This is a genomic window from Phyllobacterium sp. YR620 (genome assembly GCF_900104165.1).
Taxonomy (GTDB): Bacteria; Pseudomonadota; Alphaproteobacteria; order Rhizobiales; family Rhizobiaceae; genus Phyllobacterium; species Phyllobacterium pellucidum.
The window spans coordinates 308771-325358 of record NZ_FNJP01000001.1 but is presented as its reverse complement, the minus strand read 5'-3'; the positions used below and the strand labels follow the sequence as shown (position 1 = coordinate 325358).

Genomic DNA, 16588 nt, shown 5'->3' with positions numbered 1-16588 from the left:
AACGGAGGTCGCAGATGGAACTCGCAGATTACGCGACCGACAGTGTCATTCGCTACGATCTCGAAGGCACAATTCATTACTGCAACCCCGCGACGACAACCCATTATGGATGGGTTGTCGCGACCATGATCGGCCGGCATTTCCAGGATCTCATGCCGGAGCCTGACCAGGGCACCGAGCTTTGGAATCATCTGTTGAAGAACGGGCATTGGGACGGCGCGTTGCAGCGGCTCTCGCATTCGGGCGCGGTAGTCGAGGCCAATATCCGGTTGGCACTTCGCAAGGACGGTTTGGGCAATCCACTGGATGTTGTCGAATTTTCCACGGTTCAAGCTAATGCCGGCGTCTCGCTGCCTCATAGCACGGCGTTGGGATCAGCAGCCTGCTGGCAATTCAACATGCGACGTGCCCTGCCCCTGTTTGCCCCCGTCGATGCACCGGCGAACCGGGATCCGAGCGCCGATGAATGGTGTCCAGATCGATTGGATACGCTCCTCACCGCCATCCAGATAACGGATGTCAATGACGAAGCCATACGCCTGTTCGGGTTGCCGGAAGATCGTGACCGGGTGATCGACCGACCTGTTGCCAGCCTATGGCCCGAGCAAAGCCGCGCAGCACTTGGAGATTTGCTCACCGCCCTGGTTGCAAAGACCGACGCGGAGCCGGAGATACGGGAAATTCCCGTCGTTGGCCGATTGCAGCAAGTCGTTCTGACGGGTTGGCGAGCGACCGACCCGCGGTGCCCCGATACAGTCTTCGTCCGCGTCAAAGCCGTATTGAACGCGCCAAACGCACTGATCGAACTGGAAGCGAGCCAGAGTCGATATCGCAACCTGATCTCCTATCTGCCCATCCCGGTCTGGCAGATCGACGCCCGCGCCGCAGGGCGTATTTTCGACCGCCTGAGGGAGGGCGGCCTCGACGACATGGCTGCCTATTCAGAGGAACACCCCGATCTCGTCGATCTTACCTGCGAACTTGTGCAGGTATTCGACGTCAACGACGATGCCATGTCTCTCTTCGGGAGCAAGGAACGTTCGGACTTTACCGGTCCGGTCGGCTATCTGTTTGCGGGCACGCCGGGTGCGGCGCGGCGCGTTATGCTGGCGCATTTTTCAGGGGCGCGGAACCACGTCGAAGAACTCAAGGTGAAGACGTTCGATGGCCGCGTGATTGACGTGCTGCTGTTGGTGACCTTCCCGGTTCCCGGCGAACGGCTCGATACAACGATCATCATCATGATAGACAACACGGCGCGCCTTGAGGCGGAAGCAAAGCTGCGCAGGATCGAGGCGGATTTCTCGCACGCATCGCGGCTTTCGACCTTGGGCGAAATGACCACGTCGATCGCGCACGAGATAAAGCAGCCGCTCGCGGCAATCCTGATGAATGCCCAGACGAGCCTGCGATATCTGAGGAAAGCTGAGCCCAATCTCGAGAAGGCAGATCAACTGACCTCTCGCGTTGTCGATAGCGCCCAGCGCGCCAGCGATATCATCGGTCGGATCCAGGACATGGCGCGCAAGCGCGCCCCGTCCTACGCCTTGCTTGGTTTGAACGACGTCGTGCGCCAATGCCTGATCTTTCTTCGCCACGAAAGCGAAGACAAGGATGTGGTGATCAAATCCAGTCTTGAGCCGAACCTCCCGTTGATTGAGGGCGATCGAATTCCACTGCAGCAGATCATCGTCAATCTGATCGTCAACAGCATCCAGGCCATGAAGTCGGCACCGAAAACCCGACGCGAGATTTACCTCGAGACCAGCCTGGACGACAACGATCAGGTTGTTTTCTCGATCCGGGATACGGGCACGGGCATCGCCGTCAATCACATGGAACGGATATTCGACAGTTTCTTCACGACGAAGGAGGGCGGCCTCGGCATAGGACTTGCCATATGCCAGTCGATCGTCAAGGCCCACGGCGGAACGATCGAGGCTTTCAATCATCCGGACGGCGGAGCTGTATTTCGCTTCGCGATCCCGTCCAAAAGCGCTTTCAAAGCATCCGGCAATCCGGCTTCTTCCGAGCAAGCGGCATCAGAAAATCGCTCCTATTGATTGGGCAGTGCGGCCCCCTCTCAGGAGAGCCCGATGAAGGAGCACGGTCTCGGTCACTGTTACCGTAACGTACTTCAACTGGCACGGATAACTTGGCAATCACCTTCCGAAGCTAATGCCGCCCCACGCGGCATCGTTGGAAAGGCCGATCCATGTTCAGATTTTGCCACGCACCGCTAGCCGCGCTGCTAATCGCCGCCGCCTCGCCTGCCTTGGCGCAGCAACAGCCGCCAAAGTTTGCCGCCAAGGTTCCGGCGGATATCCAAACCCCAAACGCGGTGCAGACGCGCATTGGCGAACTGAAGTTCTCCGACGGGCTTCCCAGCGACGAAACCGTACAGAAGGTCTATGACAACGTCGATTTCTCGCGCGGTGTCGAGGCTTTCCTCTCAGGGGTGCCGGCCGCGTCGGTGCACGCGGCGTGCACCGGGCTGAAGAGCATCGGCGTTAACCCAAACGAGGCGGTATCGATCAGCGAAGATCTTCTTGATGCGCGCTCCCTGTTCCTGACAGCCAATTCGACCACGGTATATGTGTTCTTCTGCATCGACCTGAAGGACGGTCCCGTCGTCGTCCAAGTACCGCCGGGTGTTCTTGGACCTGTGGACGACGCCTATTTTCGCTATGTCACGGATGTCGGCCTGATCGGCCCGGATAAGGGCAAGGGCGGCAAGTATCTGTTCGTCGGTCCGAACCAGGAAGGACAATTGCCGGATCAAGGCTATTTCGTCACTAGGACGCCGACCTTTACCAATCTCATCTTCTACCGGGCATTCGTAAAGGACGGCGACATCGCCGGAGCGGTAAAAAGCGTCAAGGCACATGCCCGGGTCTACCCGCTGGCAGCTGCCAAAAATCCGCCGGAAACCACATTCGTCAACAGTTCCGGCAAGCAGTTCAACACGATCCACTCCAACGATTTCAAGTTCTATGAAGAAATCAATGAGGTTATCCAGGCCGAGCCGGGCGATGCGTTCGATCCGGAGATTGTCGGTCTGTTCGCTTCCATTGGCATAAAGAAGGGCAAGCCATTCGCGCCTGATGCACGGATGAAAGCCATTCTCACCGACGCTATTACGGTGGGCAACGCGACGGCGCGGGCGATGGTGTTTGCTCCACGCGACGAGCGCGCCAAATTCTATCCCGACCGTCAGTGGAACAATGGGTTCATCGGTAATAGTTACCAGTTCCTGAACGATGGAGAACGTATGCTCGATCCGCGTACCATGTTCCACTACATGGCAACCGGAATAACGCCGGCCATGGCCGCCGCGAAGCCCGGCACCGGATCGGCTTACGCCTTTGCCGTTCGCGACGCGGCGGGGACATTTCTTGATGGCGGAAAGACCTACAAGATCACGCTCCCCGCGCCGATACCCGCCGGCCAGTTCTGGTCTTTCACAGCCTACGACAATCAGACCCGCTCCATGCTCGAAACAGACCAGAAACTGGCAGGTATCGACAGCAATAATCCCGACATCAAGAAGAACGAAGATGGATCGGTGACAGTATGGTTTGCGCCGAACGCGCCCGCAGGGCACGAAAGCAACTGGGTGCAGACCGTGCCCGGTAAGGGCTGGAGTTCCATCTTGCGCCTGTACGCACCGCTGGAACCGTGGTTCGACAAGAGCTGGAAGCCCGGCGATTTCGAATTGGTGAACTGATCTGCCAAGGATGCAGGCCCGTCAGGCCGGGACTGCCTCGTCGGCCCACACCTTGAATTGCGTCAGGACATTGGGACCGAAGACGTTCGTGAGCGGGACGTCCGCAGCATCGCGCCCATGTGCAACCTTGATCCGACCAATGCGCGGCGCGTTGTTTCGTGGATCGAATGCATGCCACTCTCCGCCGAGGAACACCTCCATCCACGCACAGAAATCCATCTCCGAATGCGGCGGTGGAACGCCGATATCGGTTATATATCCGGTGCAATAGCGTGTCGGTATGTTGAGACAGCGGCAAAATGCGACCGCTAGGTGCGTAAAGTCCCGGCAGACGCCAATGCCCTCGCCAAAAGCACCGCTCGCCGTTCGGGTCGGATTGGAATATGCGTAACCGAATTTGATATGCTGGTGCACGTAGTCGCAGACGGCCTGAACGCGCTGCCAGCCGAGCGGGAATTGTTCGAACAGGCGCCAGGCCTGATCGCTCAACAAGTCCGTCTCGCAATAGCGGCTACCCATCAGGTAGACCAGCACCTCATCGGGAAGATCCTGAACCAGATGCTGCACGGCACCGAGGTGGACCGGATCGGGGGAGCCGCTGTCGTTGACAACAGCATTCGTGCTTAAACTGAATTGGCCCGCTGGCGCCAGGATACGATTGCACCAGTTTCCAAATTGATCGTGGTAGCCATGGGCATGGATCATTGGTGCTGTCTTGAACGTCTCTATGCCGATGAGATCGTCAACGCGCGAGTGATGAACATTCAGTATGGCGATAATCGGTGTTTCCTGCGGAAACTCGAAGGTCAGCTTGCATCCGACTTCAATCTTCATTCGTGGCGCTCCGGGGCTAAAATCGAAAACAATAAAAGCAGACGACCGATGTATCGCAGTGGCCTGCGCCTGATCATTAATTACGTTGGAAGAACGTCCACTCCGGCAAGCAACAGACGGAGTGGCTCAGTGCATCCTACATGGTTTTTCGCCAGTGACGCCTAAAAATTGCGCACGCTGACAATTTGCCCATCTTGAAGCTTTGACCTTTCAAATCCCGATGGCGCGCGAGCCCACCTCCTCCTCATAAGACCCTGAACTGCGATGAGTTCCCGGCCACAAAGCAAGTCGCACACGGGTGCTCGAGCACAGCTACTGCAGCAATTCCTTGACCAGGGCGCTTGCCTTGCTGAAGTCCATCTGGCCGGCATATTTCTCCTTGAGCGCGTTCATCACCTTGCCCATATCGCGCAGGCCGCTTGCTTCGGTTTGCGTGATGACCTGCGATGTAGCGGCGCGTATTTCAGCCTCGCTCATCTGCTTTGGCATGAAGTCTCGGATAATCTCGATCTCGCCGCGCTCCTGCTCGGCAAGCTCCTGCCGGCCGCCATCTTCGTAGAGCTTCGCCGATTCCTCGCGCTGCTTGATCATCTTGGCGAGGATTGTGCTGATCTCCTCGTTCGTCACTGGCTCCTTGCCCGTTCCCCGGTTGAGAATGTCGCGATCCTTGATAGCAGCCATGATCAGGCGCAACGTCGGGACCCGGCGCTTGTCCTGTGCCTTGACGGCGGCGGTGAGTGCTTGTGCGATCGTATCGCGCATATTCGTCGTCTCCTGTTTGCGAGCAACCTAGACGTGGAGCCAGCCGTATACAATTGGTGTCAATCCCGACGCCTGGAGAATTCACCAGGAGTCTTCGCGTTCCAATTGACCGCGGGCGCGGCTTTGTCTATGGAGTGGGCCTTAGCCAGACTATTATTGTTGTTGCTGCGGTGGAGAGCTTTCCGGCCACCGCGTTCAGTCACGTCATATGGACGCATGGACGGCATTCTTCAATGCCCCGCAACGACAAGGACAACAACGACGCAAGCCCACGCCAGGAGTGCCGCATGAACCCCTCGACAACGACAGACGCTGCAGCCCAGACGAGCCCCAAGACCGCCGGCTGGACGCAAGCAAAGCCGACGGCAGTTCTCGTCCTCGCCGATGGCACGGTCATCGAAGGCAAGGGCCTCGGCGCCACCGGCAGCTGCGAGGCGGAGGTCTGCTTCAATACCGCACTTACCGGTTATGAAGAGATACTGACCGACCCTTCCTATGCGGGACAGATCGTAACCTTCACCTTTCCGCATATCGGCAATGTCGGCACCAACAAGGAAGACATCGAGGATTTGACGCCCGCCAACCGGGCTGGCGCTGTCGGCGCGATCTTCAAGGCGGATATCACGGCCCCGTCGAGCTATCGTGCCGCCGACAACCTTGATCATTGGCTGCAAGCGCGCGGCATCATCGCGCTTGCCGGCGTCGATACCCGCGCGCTTACCGTTCTCATCCGCGAAAAAGGGATGCCGAACGCCGTGATCGCCCACGATCCGGACGGCAAGTTCGACATCCCGGCGCTGAAAGCACGCGCCGCTGCATGGCATGGCCTTCTCGACCTCGATCTCGCCAAGGACGTCACGTCCGGCCAGAGTTCGGTCTGGACCGAGAAGCCATGGGTCTGGAATGAAGGCTTTGCCGAACAGTCGGCGCCGGAATTCCACGTCGTTGCCATCGACTATGGCATCAAGCGCAATATCCTTCGGCTCATTGCCGGGCTTGGCGCGAAGGTCACCATTCTTCCGGCAACGGCCACGGCGGACGACGTTCTCGCCCACCAGCCTGACGGCATTTTCCTTTCGAACGGCCCGGGCGATCCGGCCGCAACCGGAAAATATGCGGTCCCCGCGATCAAGCAACTGATCGAGACCGAAATTCCGATGTTCGGCATTTGCCTCGGCCACCAGATGCTGGCGCTCGCGCTGGGTGGCGACACGCAAAAGATGCACCAGGGCCACCACGGCGCCAACCATCCGGTACGCGACGATACCACCGGCAAGGTCGAGATCGTCTCGATGAACCATGGCTTTGCGGTCGACACCAAATCGCTGCCCGCTGGCGTCGAAGAGACCCATGTCTCACTGTTCGACGGCAGCAATTGCGGCTTGCGCGTCACCGGCCGCCCGATCTTCTCGGTCCAGCATCACCCGGAGGCCTCGCCCGGCCCGCAGGACTCGCACTATCTCTTCCGCCGCTTTTTCAATCTCATTCGCGCGCGCAAGGGTCTGGAACCGCTGCCGGAGCGGGACCAGGCGGCGTGATCAGGGCACGTCCCGTCCCGTAGCAGCTTTCAGGATTTCGAACCATTGCTGGCGGTCGAGTTCGATGTCGAGCGCACGAGTCATTGCTGCGAGACGATCGAGGTTTAGACTGCCAAGCACTGGGATAGGCCTCGCCGGGTGGCATAGCAGCCAGGCGATCGCGATGGCGGAGATGTCCTCCACGCCAATTTTCGCTCCCACTTCGCCCAGGACATCACGAACGTGGATTTCACGCTGCCCATCGCTGCTGAAGAGCTTGCCGCCGCCAAGTGGGGACCAGATCATCGGCGCGTAGCGCAAGCGTTGCGCATGGTCGAGGCTGCCGTCAAATAACGGCGATGTTTGAAGCACCGACAGTTCGATCTGGTTCGTCACCAGTGGAAACGACAAACGCGATGCCAACAGGTCGAATTGCGATGGCGAGAAATTCGAGACGCCGACAGCGCGAACCTTCCCTGCTTTTACGACGCTTTCCAGACCCGAGGCCGTCTCGTCCGCATTCATGAGAGGGTCGGGACGATGGATCAGCAAAATATCGAGATAGTCGGTGTGGAGATTGGTGAGCGAGCGTTCGACAGAGGCCCTGATATGCGCGGCGCTCGTATCGTAGTGTTTGAGACGATTGTCCGGGCGGGCATTTGATTTCAGCATGATATCGCATTTGCTGATCAACTCTACCGTGTCCCGGGGACCACCCCAATCTTTAAGCCCTTCTCCGAAAGCTTGCTCGACTCCGTAGTTGCCGTAGATGTCCGCATGGTCAAAGCTCGTTATTCCGAGATCGATTGAACCCTGAATGAGCCGCGCAACGTCGGAGGTACTTGGTTTCGAAGTCCCGTCCAAGAGCCGCCATCCACCGAGGACAATCCTCGACAGGCTGAGCCCTGCTCCATTCAGCGTAACGCGCGATCCTTGGGACATTCTCTCACCTCACTTTCCAACGGCGCCCATTTTCTAGAGCAAATGTGAAATGGTGAAAATGGTTGAAGGTAAGTTTGCTTGCGCATGAAACTACCGAGTTCTCTCTTGACATGAGAGGGGATTACTGTACCAATCACTCAAGATTTTACCTTTCGGTACACAAAGGAACCGAACATGTCAGAGCAACGTCCGCCGCTGCCGCCATTCACGCGCGAAACAGCGATCTTAAAAGTTCGTACGGCTGAAGACGGCTGGAATAGCCGCGATCCGCAGCGGGTCTCCCTCGCATATACGCCCGACAGCTCGTGGCGCAATCGCTCCACCTTCATCAGCGGACGCGAAGAGATCGTTGCCTTTCTCACCGCAAAGTGGGTGCGCGAGCTCGATTATCGACTGATCAAGGAGCTTTGGGCGTTTACAGACAACCGGATTGCCGTTCGCTTCGCCTATGAATATCACGACGATTCGGGCAACTGGTTCCGTGCCTATGGCAACGAGAATTGGGAGTTCGACCAGAACGGGCTGATGCGCGAACGCTACGCATCAATCAATGACTTGCCGATTAAGGAATCGGAACGGAAGTTTTTCTGGGAGCGCTCGAAGCCTCGTCCGGCGGACCATCCCGGGCTAACGGATCTCGGTCTGTAGGCTATGGCCAAAACCGTTGCCGAACGCGCCGACATCGTTCCAGTCCTTGCCGAAATCTTCCGTGAATATGGCTTCGAGGGTGCAAGCCTTGCCATCATCGGTGAACGCACAGGCCTCGGCAAGGGCAGCCTCTACCACTTCTTTCCTGGTGGCAAAGAGGAAATGGCAACGGCGGTCCTTGCCGAAATTGATGCCTGGTTCGAAGCGAATATCTATCGGGTCTTGCGGGAAGGCGCTGATCCCCGCGCAGCCATTGAAGCAATGTGCCGCGGCGTGAACGGATATTTTCACTCGGGACGGCGCGTGTGCCTTGTCGGCGCATTTGCTCTCGACAACGTCCGCGATCGGTTCGGCAATCGGATCAGCGCTTACTTTTCCGATTGGCAGGCGTCACTGGCCGCGGCCCTCGTCAAAAGTGGGTGCAGTGCGGTCGACGCGGAAGATCTTGCCGAAGAGTCCCTAGCCGGCATCCAGGGCGCGCTGGTATTGGCCCGGGCCCGTGGGGATGCTTCGGTCTTCGAGCGCGCCATGATACGGATCGAACGAAGGCTCCTCGCCTGAGCTACTGCGCTTCGTTGGGCGCAAGCGCGCCCGGTGCAAGCGCGCCATCTTTTGCGGGCGAAGGCTTTTCGACGCGCAGGATAAAGACGATGACGGCAACAAGCACGAACAGACCGCCAAGCACGTAGGCGGCGCCGGCAAATTTCACCGGCGCGTCCGCCGCGGTGAAAACCGCGAAAATCTGCGTGAAGATCAGCGGCCCGATAATGTTGGTTATGCTGAAAAGGCTCGTCATCGCGCCCTGGAGTTCGCCCTGTTCGGAGGCCGGCACCTTGGCCGATGCGATGCTGCGCATGGCCGGGTCGGCCAGACCTTCTAGGCAGGTTGCGATGATCACCGCATAGACCATCCAGCCCTGCCAGGCGCTCGCATAGCCGAAGAAGCCGAGCATGGCGAAGGTCAGGCCAATGACCGCGGTTCGCCATTCGCCGAACTTCGTGACGACGCGCGGCAACACCAGCCCCATAACGAGGGCGCTGCAAAGGCCATAGACGCCGAGCGAAAGGCCGATATCGCTTTCGCTCCAGCCATAGCGAAAACTTCCGACATAGGCCCATACCGACGGGTATGCCATATGCCCGAGCGTAAGCATGAAAAAGGCAAGTCCAATAGCGAGGATGCCCTTGTGCTGGCGCATCTGTCTCAGCGCGCCAATCGGATTGGCGCGCTTCCACTCGAATGCCCGGCGGTTCTTGATCGCGAGTGTTTCGGGCAGCATGAACCAGGCGACGACGAAATTGACGAATGAGATTGCGGCGGCGCCAAAGAAAGGAACCCGCGGGCCGAATTCACCGAGGAAGCCGCCTATGATCGGGCCGAGGATGAAACCAATGCCGAAGGCGATGCCGAGCAGGCCGAAATTTCGGGCGCGGTTCTCGTCGGTGCTGACATCGGCGATGTAGGCTGAGGCCGTCGCGTAACTGCCGCCGCTTATCCCCGCGAGAATCCGTCCGAGCAACAAAATCGCGAAGTTCGGTGCCAGCGCGCAGATCAGATTGTCGAGTGAGAAGGTGATAATGGATATCAACAGGATTGGCCTGCGGCCGAACCGGTCGCTCAGATTTCCGATAAGCGGCGCAAATGCAAACTGCATCCCCGCATAAACGAAGAGCAGCCAGCCGCCGTAGATCGCCGCCTGTCCGACATCCGTGCCTGTGAGTTCTTCCAGATATTCGGGGAGAACGGGAATAATGATCCCAATGCCGATAATGTCGAGCAGGAGGATCGTAAAAACGAGAATAAGGCCGCGTTTGGCAAGGACCGGATCGATCATCGGAAAACTCACAACCAGCCCTCATATGCGCAGCGGAGGCGCAAAGGGCACATTTTCAGTCGTCAGGCGCGAAACAATTCGTGAACATGAACAGGAAACGGCGCAAAATGCCATCGATTTCTGGCTGAAAGCGGGTTTGCTCCTGACAACTGCTGCCAAATGCTAGCGCACGTAGCGCGTCGGCACAGCAGTTGTAGTCTTCAGGATCTCCATCGAAACCGACGCTGAGATATCGAAGAACTCGACCCTTTCGACCAGCGTCCGATAAATGCCGTCATACGCCTCGACCCGGGGCAGAACGAGTTTCAGGATATAGTCGATCGTACCGGTCATGCGATGCACCTCGACGATCTCCGGAATGTCGTTGATCGCCTTGCGGAATTGTTCGAGCCATTCGGCCGAATGGCGTGCAGTGCGGACGATGACGAACATCGTCGTCGGCAATCCCATCAGCGGACGATCAAGGAGGACCACGCGTCGCGCGATAAATCCCTCCTCTTCGAGGCGCTGGATGCGGCGCGAGCATGCCGATACCGAAAGGTTCACCCGTTCGGCGAGTTCAGATACGCCTAGGGACGCGTCATTCTGCAGCAAATCAAGGATTTTCCGATCACGATCGTCGAACATTGATTAAACGGAGCCTATTTCTTGCACGCTGGACATATAATACGCTGATTTTTTGCAAAGCCGCAACCAAAAGGCGCCGAGTTTGCGAAGATTTTGCGTGTGCTCCCGACTATTCTTTGCTCAAGTCACAAAGCAAGGGGTTGGTATGCGCACTATTGGATTGATTGGCGGCATGAGCTGGGAAAGCACCGCTGTTTATTATCGCCAGATCAATGAGATGATCCGCGAGCGACTTTGCGGGCTCGTCTCGGCAAAGATTGCCATGCAGTCGCTCGACTTCTCCGAAGTCGTTGCCTTGCAGAAAGGCAACCGCTGGGACGATGCCGCTGTGCTCCTCTCCGGTGCCGCCCAGAACCTCGAAGCTGCCGGCGCTGATTGTGTGCTCATCTGCACCAATACCATGCACCTCGTCGCCGAACCCGTCGCAGCCTCTGTTCGCGTGCCGCTTATCGATATCCGCACCGAAACCGCGAAAGCGCTGCCTGCCGCAGGCAAAAGCCGGCCGCTGCTGCTCGCTACCCGCTATACGATGGAACACGGCTTCTATGCCGAATTCATGCGCGATCACTTTGCTATCGAGGTCATGGTGCCGAACGAGATCGATCGCGCGAAGGTTCATTCTGTGATCTTCGATGAACTGTGCTGCGGCATCGTCAAGGATGATTCCCGTCATGCGCTCGAAAAGATCGTGCAGCGCGGCAAGGAAGCCGGCGCCGATTGCGTCATCCTTGGCTGCACCGAAATCTGCCTGTCACTGACCGACGACAATCTGGCCCTGCCGGTATTCGACTCGACAACGATCCACTCTAGAGCGGCCGTCGCCCATGCGCTCGGCCTTGACCGGATCAGCGATCAAGAAGCCATCTAGCGGAGTGCCTCCCGCTACGGGAGGCAACCGGCCGAATCAGATCTTGCTGTTGAACGTATCGCAGCTATCGAGCTTGCCGCTGTCGAATCCGCGCTTGAACCAGGTCGCGCGTTGCTGCGAGGTGCCATGGTTGAAGCTCTCCGGTACGACATAACCCTGCATTTTGCGTTGCAGCGTATCGTCGCCGATCTTCTGGGCGGCATTCAATGCCTCTTCCAGATCGCCCGTTTCGAGAATGCCCTTCTGCTCGGTGAAGTGGCCCCAGATGCCGGCAAAACAGTCGGCCTGGAGCTCGACGCGAACAGACATGGCATTGGCATCCGCCTCGCTCATGTTCTGCCGCATCTGGTTGAACTTGGGCAGCACGCCGATCAGGTTCTGCACATGGTGGCCGACTTCGTGGGCAAGCACGTAGGCCTGGGCGAAGTCGCCCGATGCGCCGAACTTCTTGTCCAGTTCGTCATAGAAACTCAGATCGATGTAGAGCTTGCGATCACCGGGGCAATAGAACGGCCCGGACGCCGCACTGGCAAAACCGCAGGCGGACCGCACCTGCCCGTTGAAGAGCACCATGGTGGGCGCCGGATAAGTCTGGCCCTCTGCCTGGAAGATGCCGCTCCAGACGTCCTCGGTCTCGGCAAGGATCGTCCGGACGAACTGGGTCATCTCGTCATTGCTCTTGACGGACGTGTCGCCGCCCGAGGGCGACTGGGTCTGGCTCGGCGAAAGCGTACCGCCATCTTCGCCAGAACCGACGAGGATCTGCATGGGATCGATATTGGTGCAGAACTTAAGGAACAGGAAAATCGCCGCGAGAATGACGATGCCTGAAAAGCCGCCGCCGCGCGCCGTGCTGAAACCGCCGCCTGTCGGCAACCGAAACCCGCCGCGCCCGATGCCTCCGGGAAAGCCGCCGTCGCCCTCGCCGCGTTGATCCTCAACATTGTCACTTTGCCTGCGGCCTTGCCAACGCATGTCCATCTCCCCAAAGCCAGCCGACGAACCGGCCGATATGCTGCACTATCAACAGTATAGTGCGATATTTGTTTCACGCATGCGGCTATTTTTCAACGCACGGGCGCCGACGACACATAATCAACTTTCATGACCGAATGATGCAGCGGGAGGGCCGAGCCACAAACGAGCCCCAAACTGCGGCGAAAAAGCATGAAATGCCGCGTTTTTGGGGTTACGTAATGCGATTCCTTTGCCTATAAGGCAGCCTTAGCCTCGCATCTGGAACTTAAGTGTCTGTCCGTACGGTCGAAACCCGTGCGGTTTTTTGTGCAGCACGCTATGGATAGGAACCGACCATGCCAAAACGCACCGACATCAAATCTATTCTGATCATCGGCGCTGGCCCGATCATCATCGGTCAGGCATGCGAGTTTGACTATTCCGGCACGCAAGCCTGCAAGGCGCTGAAGGAAGAAGGCTACCGGGTCATCCTCGTCAATTCCAATCCGGCGACGATCATGACCGATCCGGAGCTTGCCGACGCCACCTATATCGAGCCGATCACCCCGGAAGTCGTCGCGAAGATCATCGCCAAAGAGCGTCCGGACGCGCTGCTGCCGACCATGGGCGGCCAGACCGCGCTCAATACCGCGCTTTCGCTGCGCCGCATGGGCGTTCTCGATCGCTACAATGTCGAGATGATAGGCGCCGATGCCGCCGCTATCGACAAGGCCGAGGACCGGGCGCTTTTCCGCGAGGCGATGGCCAAGATCGGCCTCGAAACACCGCGCTCGATGCTCGCCAATGCCACGGATGTCAAGGATCACGACCGCCGCTTGCATCAGGAGCAGCGCGAGGCGGTGAAAGCGAAATATTCCGGCGCGGAACTCGACGCCGCGCTCGACAAGCTCGAGACCGAATGGCAGCTCGGGGAAGGCGACCGCAAGCAGCGTTATGTCTCGCATGCACTCGGCATGGCCGGGGCCGCGCTTGACCATGTCGGTCTCCCGGCAATCATCCGTCCTTCCTTTACCATGGGCGGCACCGGCGGCGGCATCGCCTACAACCGTACCGAGTTCTATGAAATCATCGGCAGCGGCCTCGATGCCTCGCCGACGACCGAGGTGCTGATTGAGGAGTCGGTGCTCGGCTGGAAGGAGTACGAGATGGAGGTTGTTCGCGACAAGGCGGACAATTGCATCATCATCTGCTCGATCGAGAACGTCGATCCCATGGGCGTCCATACCGGCGACTCGATCACCGTTGCCCCTGCTCTGACCTTGACCGACAAGGAATACCAGATCATGCGCAATGCCTCGATCGCGGTGCTGCGCGAGATCGGCGTCGAGACCGGCGGCTCGAACGTCCAGTTCGCCGTCAACCCGGAAAACGGGCGGCTGATCGTCATCGAGATGAATCCGCGCGTGTCGCGCTCCTCGGCGCTGGCATCGAAGGCGACGGGCTTCCCCATTGCCAAGGTCGCGGCCAAGCTCGCCGTCGGCTACACGCTCGACGAACTCGAAAACGACATTACCGGCGGCGCGACGCCGGCATCGTTCGAACCGTCGATCGATTATGTCGTCACCAAGATTCCACGCTTTGCCTTCGAGAAATTCCCTGGCGCCGAACCGATCCTGACAACGGCAATGAAGTCGGTCGGCGAGGTCATGGCGATCGGACGCACCTTCAAGGAATCGCTGCAGAAGGCGCTGCGCGGCCTTGAAACCGGTCTGACCGGCCTCGACGAAATTACGATTCCCGGCACTGGCGAGGGCAACGACAACAATGCGATCCGCGCCGCCATCGGCACGCCCACGCCGGACCGGCTGCGCATGGTGGCGCAGGCGCTGCGGCTTGGTCTTTCCGTCGAGGAGGTGCACGAGGGCTGCAAGATCGACCCGTGGTTCCTCGAACAGATGGCGGAAATCATTGCCACCGAAGAACGGGTGCGCGAGCATGGCCTGCCGCAGGACGCGCAGAACCTGCGCATGCTGAAGGGCATGGGCTTTTCCGATGCCCGTCTTGCCAGCCTCGCCAAGGTCGAGGCCTCCGATGTCACCAAGCTTCGCAACAAGCTGGACGTTCATCCGGTCTACAAGCGCATCGACACCTGCGCTGCCGAGTTCGCCTCGCCGACCGCCTACATGTATTCGACCTATGAAGTACCCTTCGCCGGCGCACTCGCCTCGGAGGCCGAGGTATCCGATCGCAAGAAAGTCGTCATCCTCGGCGGTGGCCCGAACCGTATCGGCCAGGGTATCGAATTCGATTATTGCTGCTGCCATGCCGCTTTCGCACTGCGCGACGCCGGCTACGAAGCCATTATGATCAATTGCAACCCAGAGACCGTGTCGACCGACTACGACACGTCGGACCGGCTCTACTTTGAACCTTTGACGGCTGAAGACGTCCTTGAAATCCTGCGCACGGAACAGAGCGCCGGCACGCTCCATGGCGTCATCGTCCAGTTCGGTGGCCAGACGCCGCTCAAGCTCGCCGATGCGCTGGAAAAGGCCGGTATCCCGATCCTCGGCACGTCGCCGGACGCGATCGACCTTGCAGAGGACCGCGACCGCTTCCAGAAGCTTCTGGTCAAGCTTGATCTGACCCAGCCGAAAAACGGTATCGCCTATTCGGTTGAGCAGGCCCGCACCATTGCCGGCGAACTCGGCTTCCCGCTTGTGGTACGCCCCTCCTACGTGCTCGGCGGACGCGCCATGCAGATCATCCATGACGAGCGGTCGCTGCAGAGTTACCTTCTCGACACGGTTCCCGAACTCGTGCCTGAGGAAATCAAGCAGAAGTATCCCAATGATAAAACCGGGCAGATCAATACGCTCCTCGGCAAAAACCCGCTGCTTTTCGACCGCTATCTGACAGAGGCCATCGAGGTCGATGTCGACTGCCTGTGCGACGGCAAGGACACCTGGGTTTCCGGCATCATGGAGCACATCGAGGAGGCCGGCATCCATTCCGGCGACAGCGCCTGCTCCCTGCCCGTCCACTCCCTCTCCGCTGAAACCGTCGCGGAACTCGAAAAGCAGACGGCGGCGCTTGCCAAATCGCTCAATGTCGTCGGCCTGATGAACGTGCAATATGCCATCAAGGACGACACGATCTATGTGCTAGAAGTGAACCCCCGCGCGTCTCGTACAGTGCCCTTCGTCGCCAAGACCATCGGAACGCCGATTGCCAAGGTCGCAGCACGGATCATGTCGGGCGAAACGCTGGATCAGGCGCTTGCTAATTATGGTGGCAAGCCGGCAACGACAGGCCGCAAGCACATCGCCGTCAAGGAAGCGGTGTTCCCATTCGCACGCTTCCCCGGCGTCGATACGCTGCTTGGGCCAGAGATGCGCTCGACCGGTGAGGTCATGGGCCTCGACTATGACTATGCGCTGGCCTTTGCCAAGTCGCAGCTCGGCGCCGGTGTCGATCTTCCGCGCGATGGAACGCTGTTCGTCTCTGTCCGCGACGACGACAAGCCGGGTATTCTTTCGGCCGTCAAGCGTCTCTCCGGGCTCGGCTTCAAAATCATGGCGACCGGCGGCACGGCCCGTTTCCTCTCGGAAAACGGCGTTGCGGCCCAGAAGATCAACAAGGTTCAGGAAGGTCGCCCGCATGTCGAGGACGCCATCCGCAACCGGCAGGTCCAGTTGGTCTTCAACACCACGGACAGCGCCAAGGCGATCTCGGACTCCAAGTCTCTCCGCCGCGCAACGCTGATGCAGAAGGTGCCATATTACACCACCCTCTCGGGTGCTGATGCGGTCGCCGAAGCTATCGCGGCGCTGAAGGCGGGGTCGCTTGAGGTCAGGCCGCTGCAGGATTATTTCGTTTGACAGTCTAGGCCGGTCTGGCGGCACCGCTAA

Annotated in this window: 13 protein-coding genes; 7 read left to right on the top strand and 6 right to left on the bottom strand. The window is 58.9% G+C overall.

The window, feature by feature from the left end:
- The first annotated feature begins 14 nt into the window (after nt 1–14).
- Together BLR72_RS01525 and BLR72_RS01520 are read left to right on the top strand one after the other, a co-directional pair.
- On the top strand, nt 15–2063 hold the full coding sequence (locus BLR72_RS01525; RefSeq protein WP_091944396.1) for a PAS domain-containing sensor histidine kinase: 2049 nt from the start codon (nt 15–17) through the stop codon (nt 2061–2063).
- Nucleotides 2064–2215: 152 nt separating this feature from the next.
- Nucleotides 2216–3727: a DUF1254 domain-containing protein gene (locus tag BLR72_RS01520; protein WP_091944393.1), complete on the top strand. Its 1512-nt coding sequence runs from the start codon at nt 2216–2218 to the stop codon at nt 3725–3727.
- A gap of 21 nt (nt 3728–3748) precedes the next feature.
- On the opposite strand, the gene BLR72_RS01515 is transcribed toward BLR72_RS01520, so the two are convergent.
- Together BLR72_RS01515 and BLR72_RS01510 are read right to left on the bottom strand one after the other, a co-directional pair.
- The gene (locus BLR72_RS01515; protein WP_091923758.1) at nt 3749–4561 is read right to left on the bottom strand and encodes a transglutaminase-like domain-containing protein; all 813 of its coding nucleotides are present in this window, start codon (nt 4559–4561) and stop codon (nt 3749–3751) included.
- Nucleotides 4562–4873: 312 nt separating this feature from the next.
- Nucleotides 4874–5323, bottom strand: a complete 450-nt coding sequence (locus tag BLR72_RS01510; RefSeq protein WP_091944390.1) for a GatB/YqeY domain-containing protein — start codon at nt 5321–5323, stop codon at nt 4874–4876.
- 287 nt (nt 5324–5610) lie between these two features.
- On the opposite strand from BLR72_RS01510, the gene carA reads away from it, so the two are divergent.
- Nucleotides 5611–6861 carry a glutamine-hydrolyzing carbamoyl-phosphate synthase small subunit gene (gene carA / locus BLR72_RS01505; protein WP_091946444.1) on the top strand — a complete coding sequence of 417 codons (1251 nt, stop codon included), beginning with the start codon at nt 5611–5613 and terminating at the stop codon, nt 6859–6861.
- On the opposite strand, the gene BLR72_RS01500 is transcribed toward carA, so the two are convergent.
- Nucleotides 6862–7782, bottom strand: coding sequence for an aldo/keto reductase (locus BLR72_RS01500; protein ID WP_091944387.1), 921 nt, complete (start codon nt 7780–7782; stop codon nt 6862–6864).
- 174 nt (nt 7783–7956) lie between these two features.
- On the opposite strand from BLR72_RS01500, the gene BLR72_RS01495 reads away from it, so the two are divergent.
- Both BLR72_RS01495 and BLR72_RS01490 read left to right on the top strand, forming a co-directional pair.
- Complete coding sequence (locus tag BLR72_RS01495) at nt 7957–8430, top strand: nuclear transport factor 2 family protein (RefSeq protein WP_091944385.1); 474 nt, start codon at nt 7957–7959, stop codon at nt 8428–8430.
- Between the two features lie 3 nt (nt 8431–8433).
- A complete protein-coding gene (locus BLR72_RS01490; protein ID WP_091944382.1) occupies nt 8434–8991 on the top strand; it encodes a TetR/AcrR family transcriptional regulator in 558 nt (185 codons plus the stop codon).
- A gap of 1 nt (nt 8992) precedes the next feature.
- On the opposite strand, the gene BLR72_RS01485 is transcribed toward BLR72_RS01490, so the two are convergent.
- Together BLR72_RS01485 and BLR72_RS01480 are read right to left on the bottom strand one after the other, a co-directional pair.
- On the bottom strand, nt 8993–10264 hold the full coding sequence (locus BLR72_RS01485; protein WP_091944379.1) for a TCR/Tet family MFS transporter: 1272 nt from the start codon (nt 10262–10264) through the stop codon (nt 8993–8995).
- A 162-nt stretch (nt 10265–10426) separates the two neighbouring features.
- The gene (locus BLR72_RS01480; protein WP_027233372.1) at nt 10427–10891 is read right to left on the bottom strand and encodes an Lrp/AsnC family transcriptional regulator; all 465 of its coding nucleotides are present in this window, start codon (nt 10889–10891) and stop codon (nt 10427–10429) included.
- 145 nt (nt 10892–11036) lie between these two features.
- Between BLR72_RS01480 and BLR72_RS01475 the strand changes: the two genes are divergently transcribed.
- Nucleotides 11037–11759, top strand: a complete 723-nt coding sequence (locus BLR72_RS01475) for an aspartate/glutamate racemase family protein (protein WP_091944377.1) — start codon at nt 11037–11039, stop codon at nt 11757–11759.
- 36 nt (nt 11760–11795) lie between these two features.
- Here BLR72_RS01475 and BLR72_RS01470 read toward each other — a convergent pair whose 3' ends face one another.
- Nucleotides 11796–12734: a KPN_02809 family neutral zinc metallopeptidase gene (locus BLR72_RS01470; protein ID WP_091944374.1), complete on the bottom strand. Its 939-nt coding sequence runs from the start codon at nt 12732–12734 to the stop codon at nt 11796–11798.
- Between the two features lie 338 nt (nt 12735–13072).
- On the opposite strand from BLR72_RS01470, the gene carB reads away from it, so the two are divergent.
- Nucleotides 13073–16558: a carbamoyl-phosphate synthase large subunit gene (gene carB, locus BLR72_RS01465; RefSeq protein WP_091923772.1), complete on the top strand. Its 3486-nt coding sequence runs from the start codon at nt 13073–13075 to the stop codon at nt 16556–16558.
- The last annotated feature ends 30 nt before the right edge of the window (nt 16559–16588 follow it).

What these genes read in the sequence shown, in the direction of transcription:
- BLR72_RS01470 (WP_091944374.1), bottom strand. Translation starts at nt 12,734, where the DNA reads ATGCGTTGGCAAGGCCGCAGGCAAAGTGACAATGTTGAGGATCAACGC.
- BLR72_RS01525 (WP_091944396.1), top strand. Translation starts at nt 15, where the DNA reads ATGGAACTCGCAGATTACGCGACCGACAGTGTCATTCGCTACGATCTC.
- BLR72_RS01520 (WP_091944393.1), top strand. Translation starts at nt 2,216, where the DNA reads ATGTTCAGATTTTGCCACGCACCGCTAGCCGCGCTGCTAATCGCCGCC.
- BLR72_RS01480 (WP_027233372.1), bottom strand. Translation starts at nt 10,891, where the DNA reads ATGTTCGACGATCGTGATCGGAAAATCCTTGATTTGCTGCAGAATGAC.
- BLR72_RS01490 (WP_091944382.1), top strand. Translation starts at nt 8,434, where the DNA reads ATGGCCAAAACCGTTGCCGAACGCGCCGACATCGTTCCAGTCCTTGCC.
- BLR72_RS01515 (WP_091923758.1), bottom strand. Translation starts at nt 4,561, where the DNA reads ATGAAGATTGAAGTCGGATGCAAGCTGACCTTCGAGTTTCCGCAGGAA.
- BLR72_RS01475 (WP_091944377.1), top strand. Translation starts at nt 11,037, where the DNA reads ATGCGCACTATTGGATTGATTGGCGGCATGAGCTGGGAAAGCACCGCT.
- BLR72_RS01500 (WP_091944387.1), bottom strand. Translation starts at nt 7,782, where the DNA reads ATGTCCCAAGGATCGCGCGTTACGCTGAATGGAGCAGGGCTCAGCCTG.
- BLR72_RS01495 (WP_091944385.1), top strand. Translation starts at nt 7,957, where the DNA reads ATGTCAGAGCAACGTCCGCCGCTGCCGCCATTCACGCGCGAAACAGCG.
- BLR72_RS01510 (WP_091944390.1), bottom strand. Translation starts at nt 5,323, where the DNA reads ATGCGCGATACGATCGCACAAGCACTCACCGCCGCCGTCAAGGCACAG.
- carB (WP_091923772.1), top strand. Translation starts at nt 13,073, where the DNA reads ATGCCAAAACGCACCGACATCAAATCTATTCTGATCATCGGCGCTGGC.
- BLR72_RS01485 (WP_091944379.1), bottom strand. Translation starts at nt 10,264, where the DNA reads ATGATCGATCCGGTCCTTGCCAAACGCGGCCTTATTCTCGTTTTTACG.
- carA (WP_091946444.1), top strand. Translation starts at nt 5,611, where the DNA reads ATGAACCCCTCGACAACGACAGACGCTGCAGCCCAGACGAGCCCCAAG.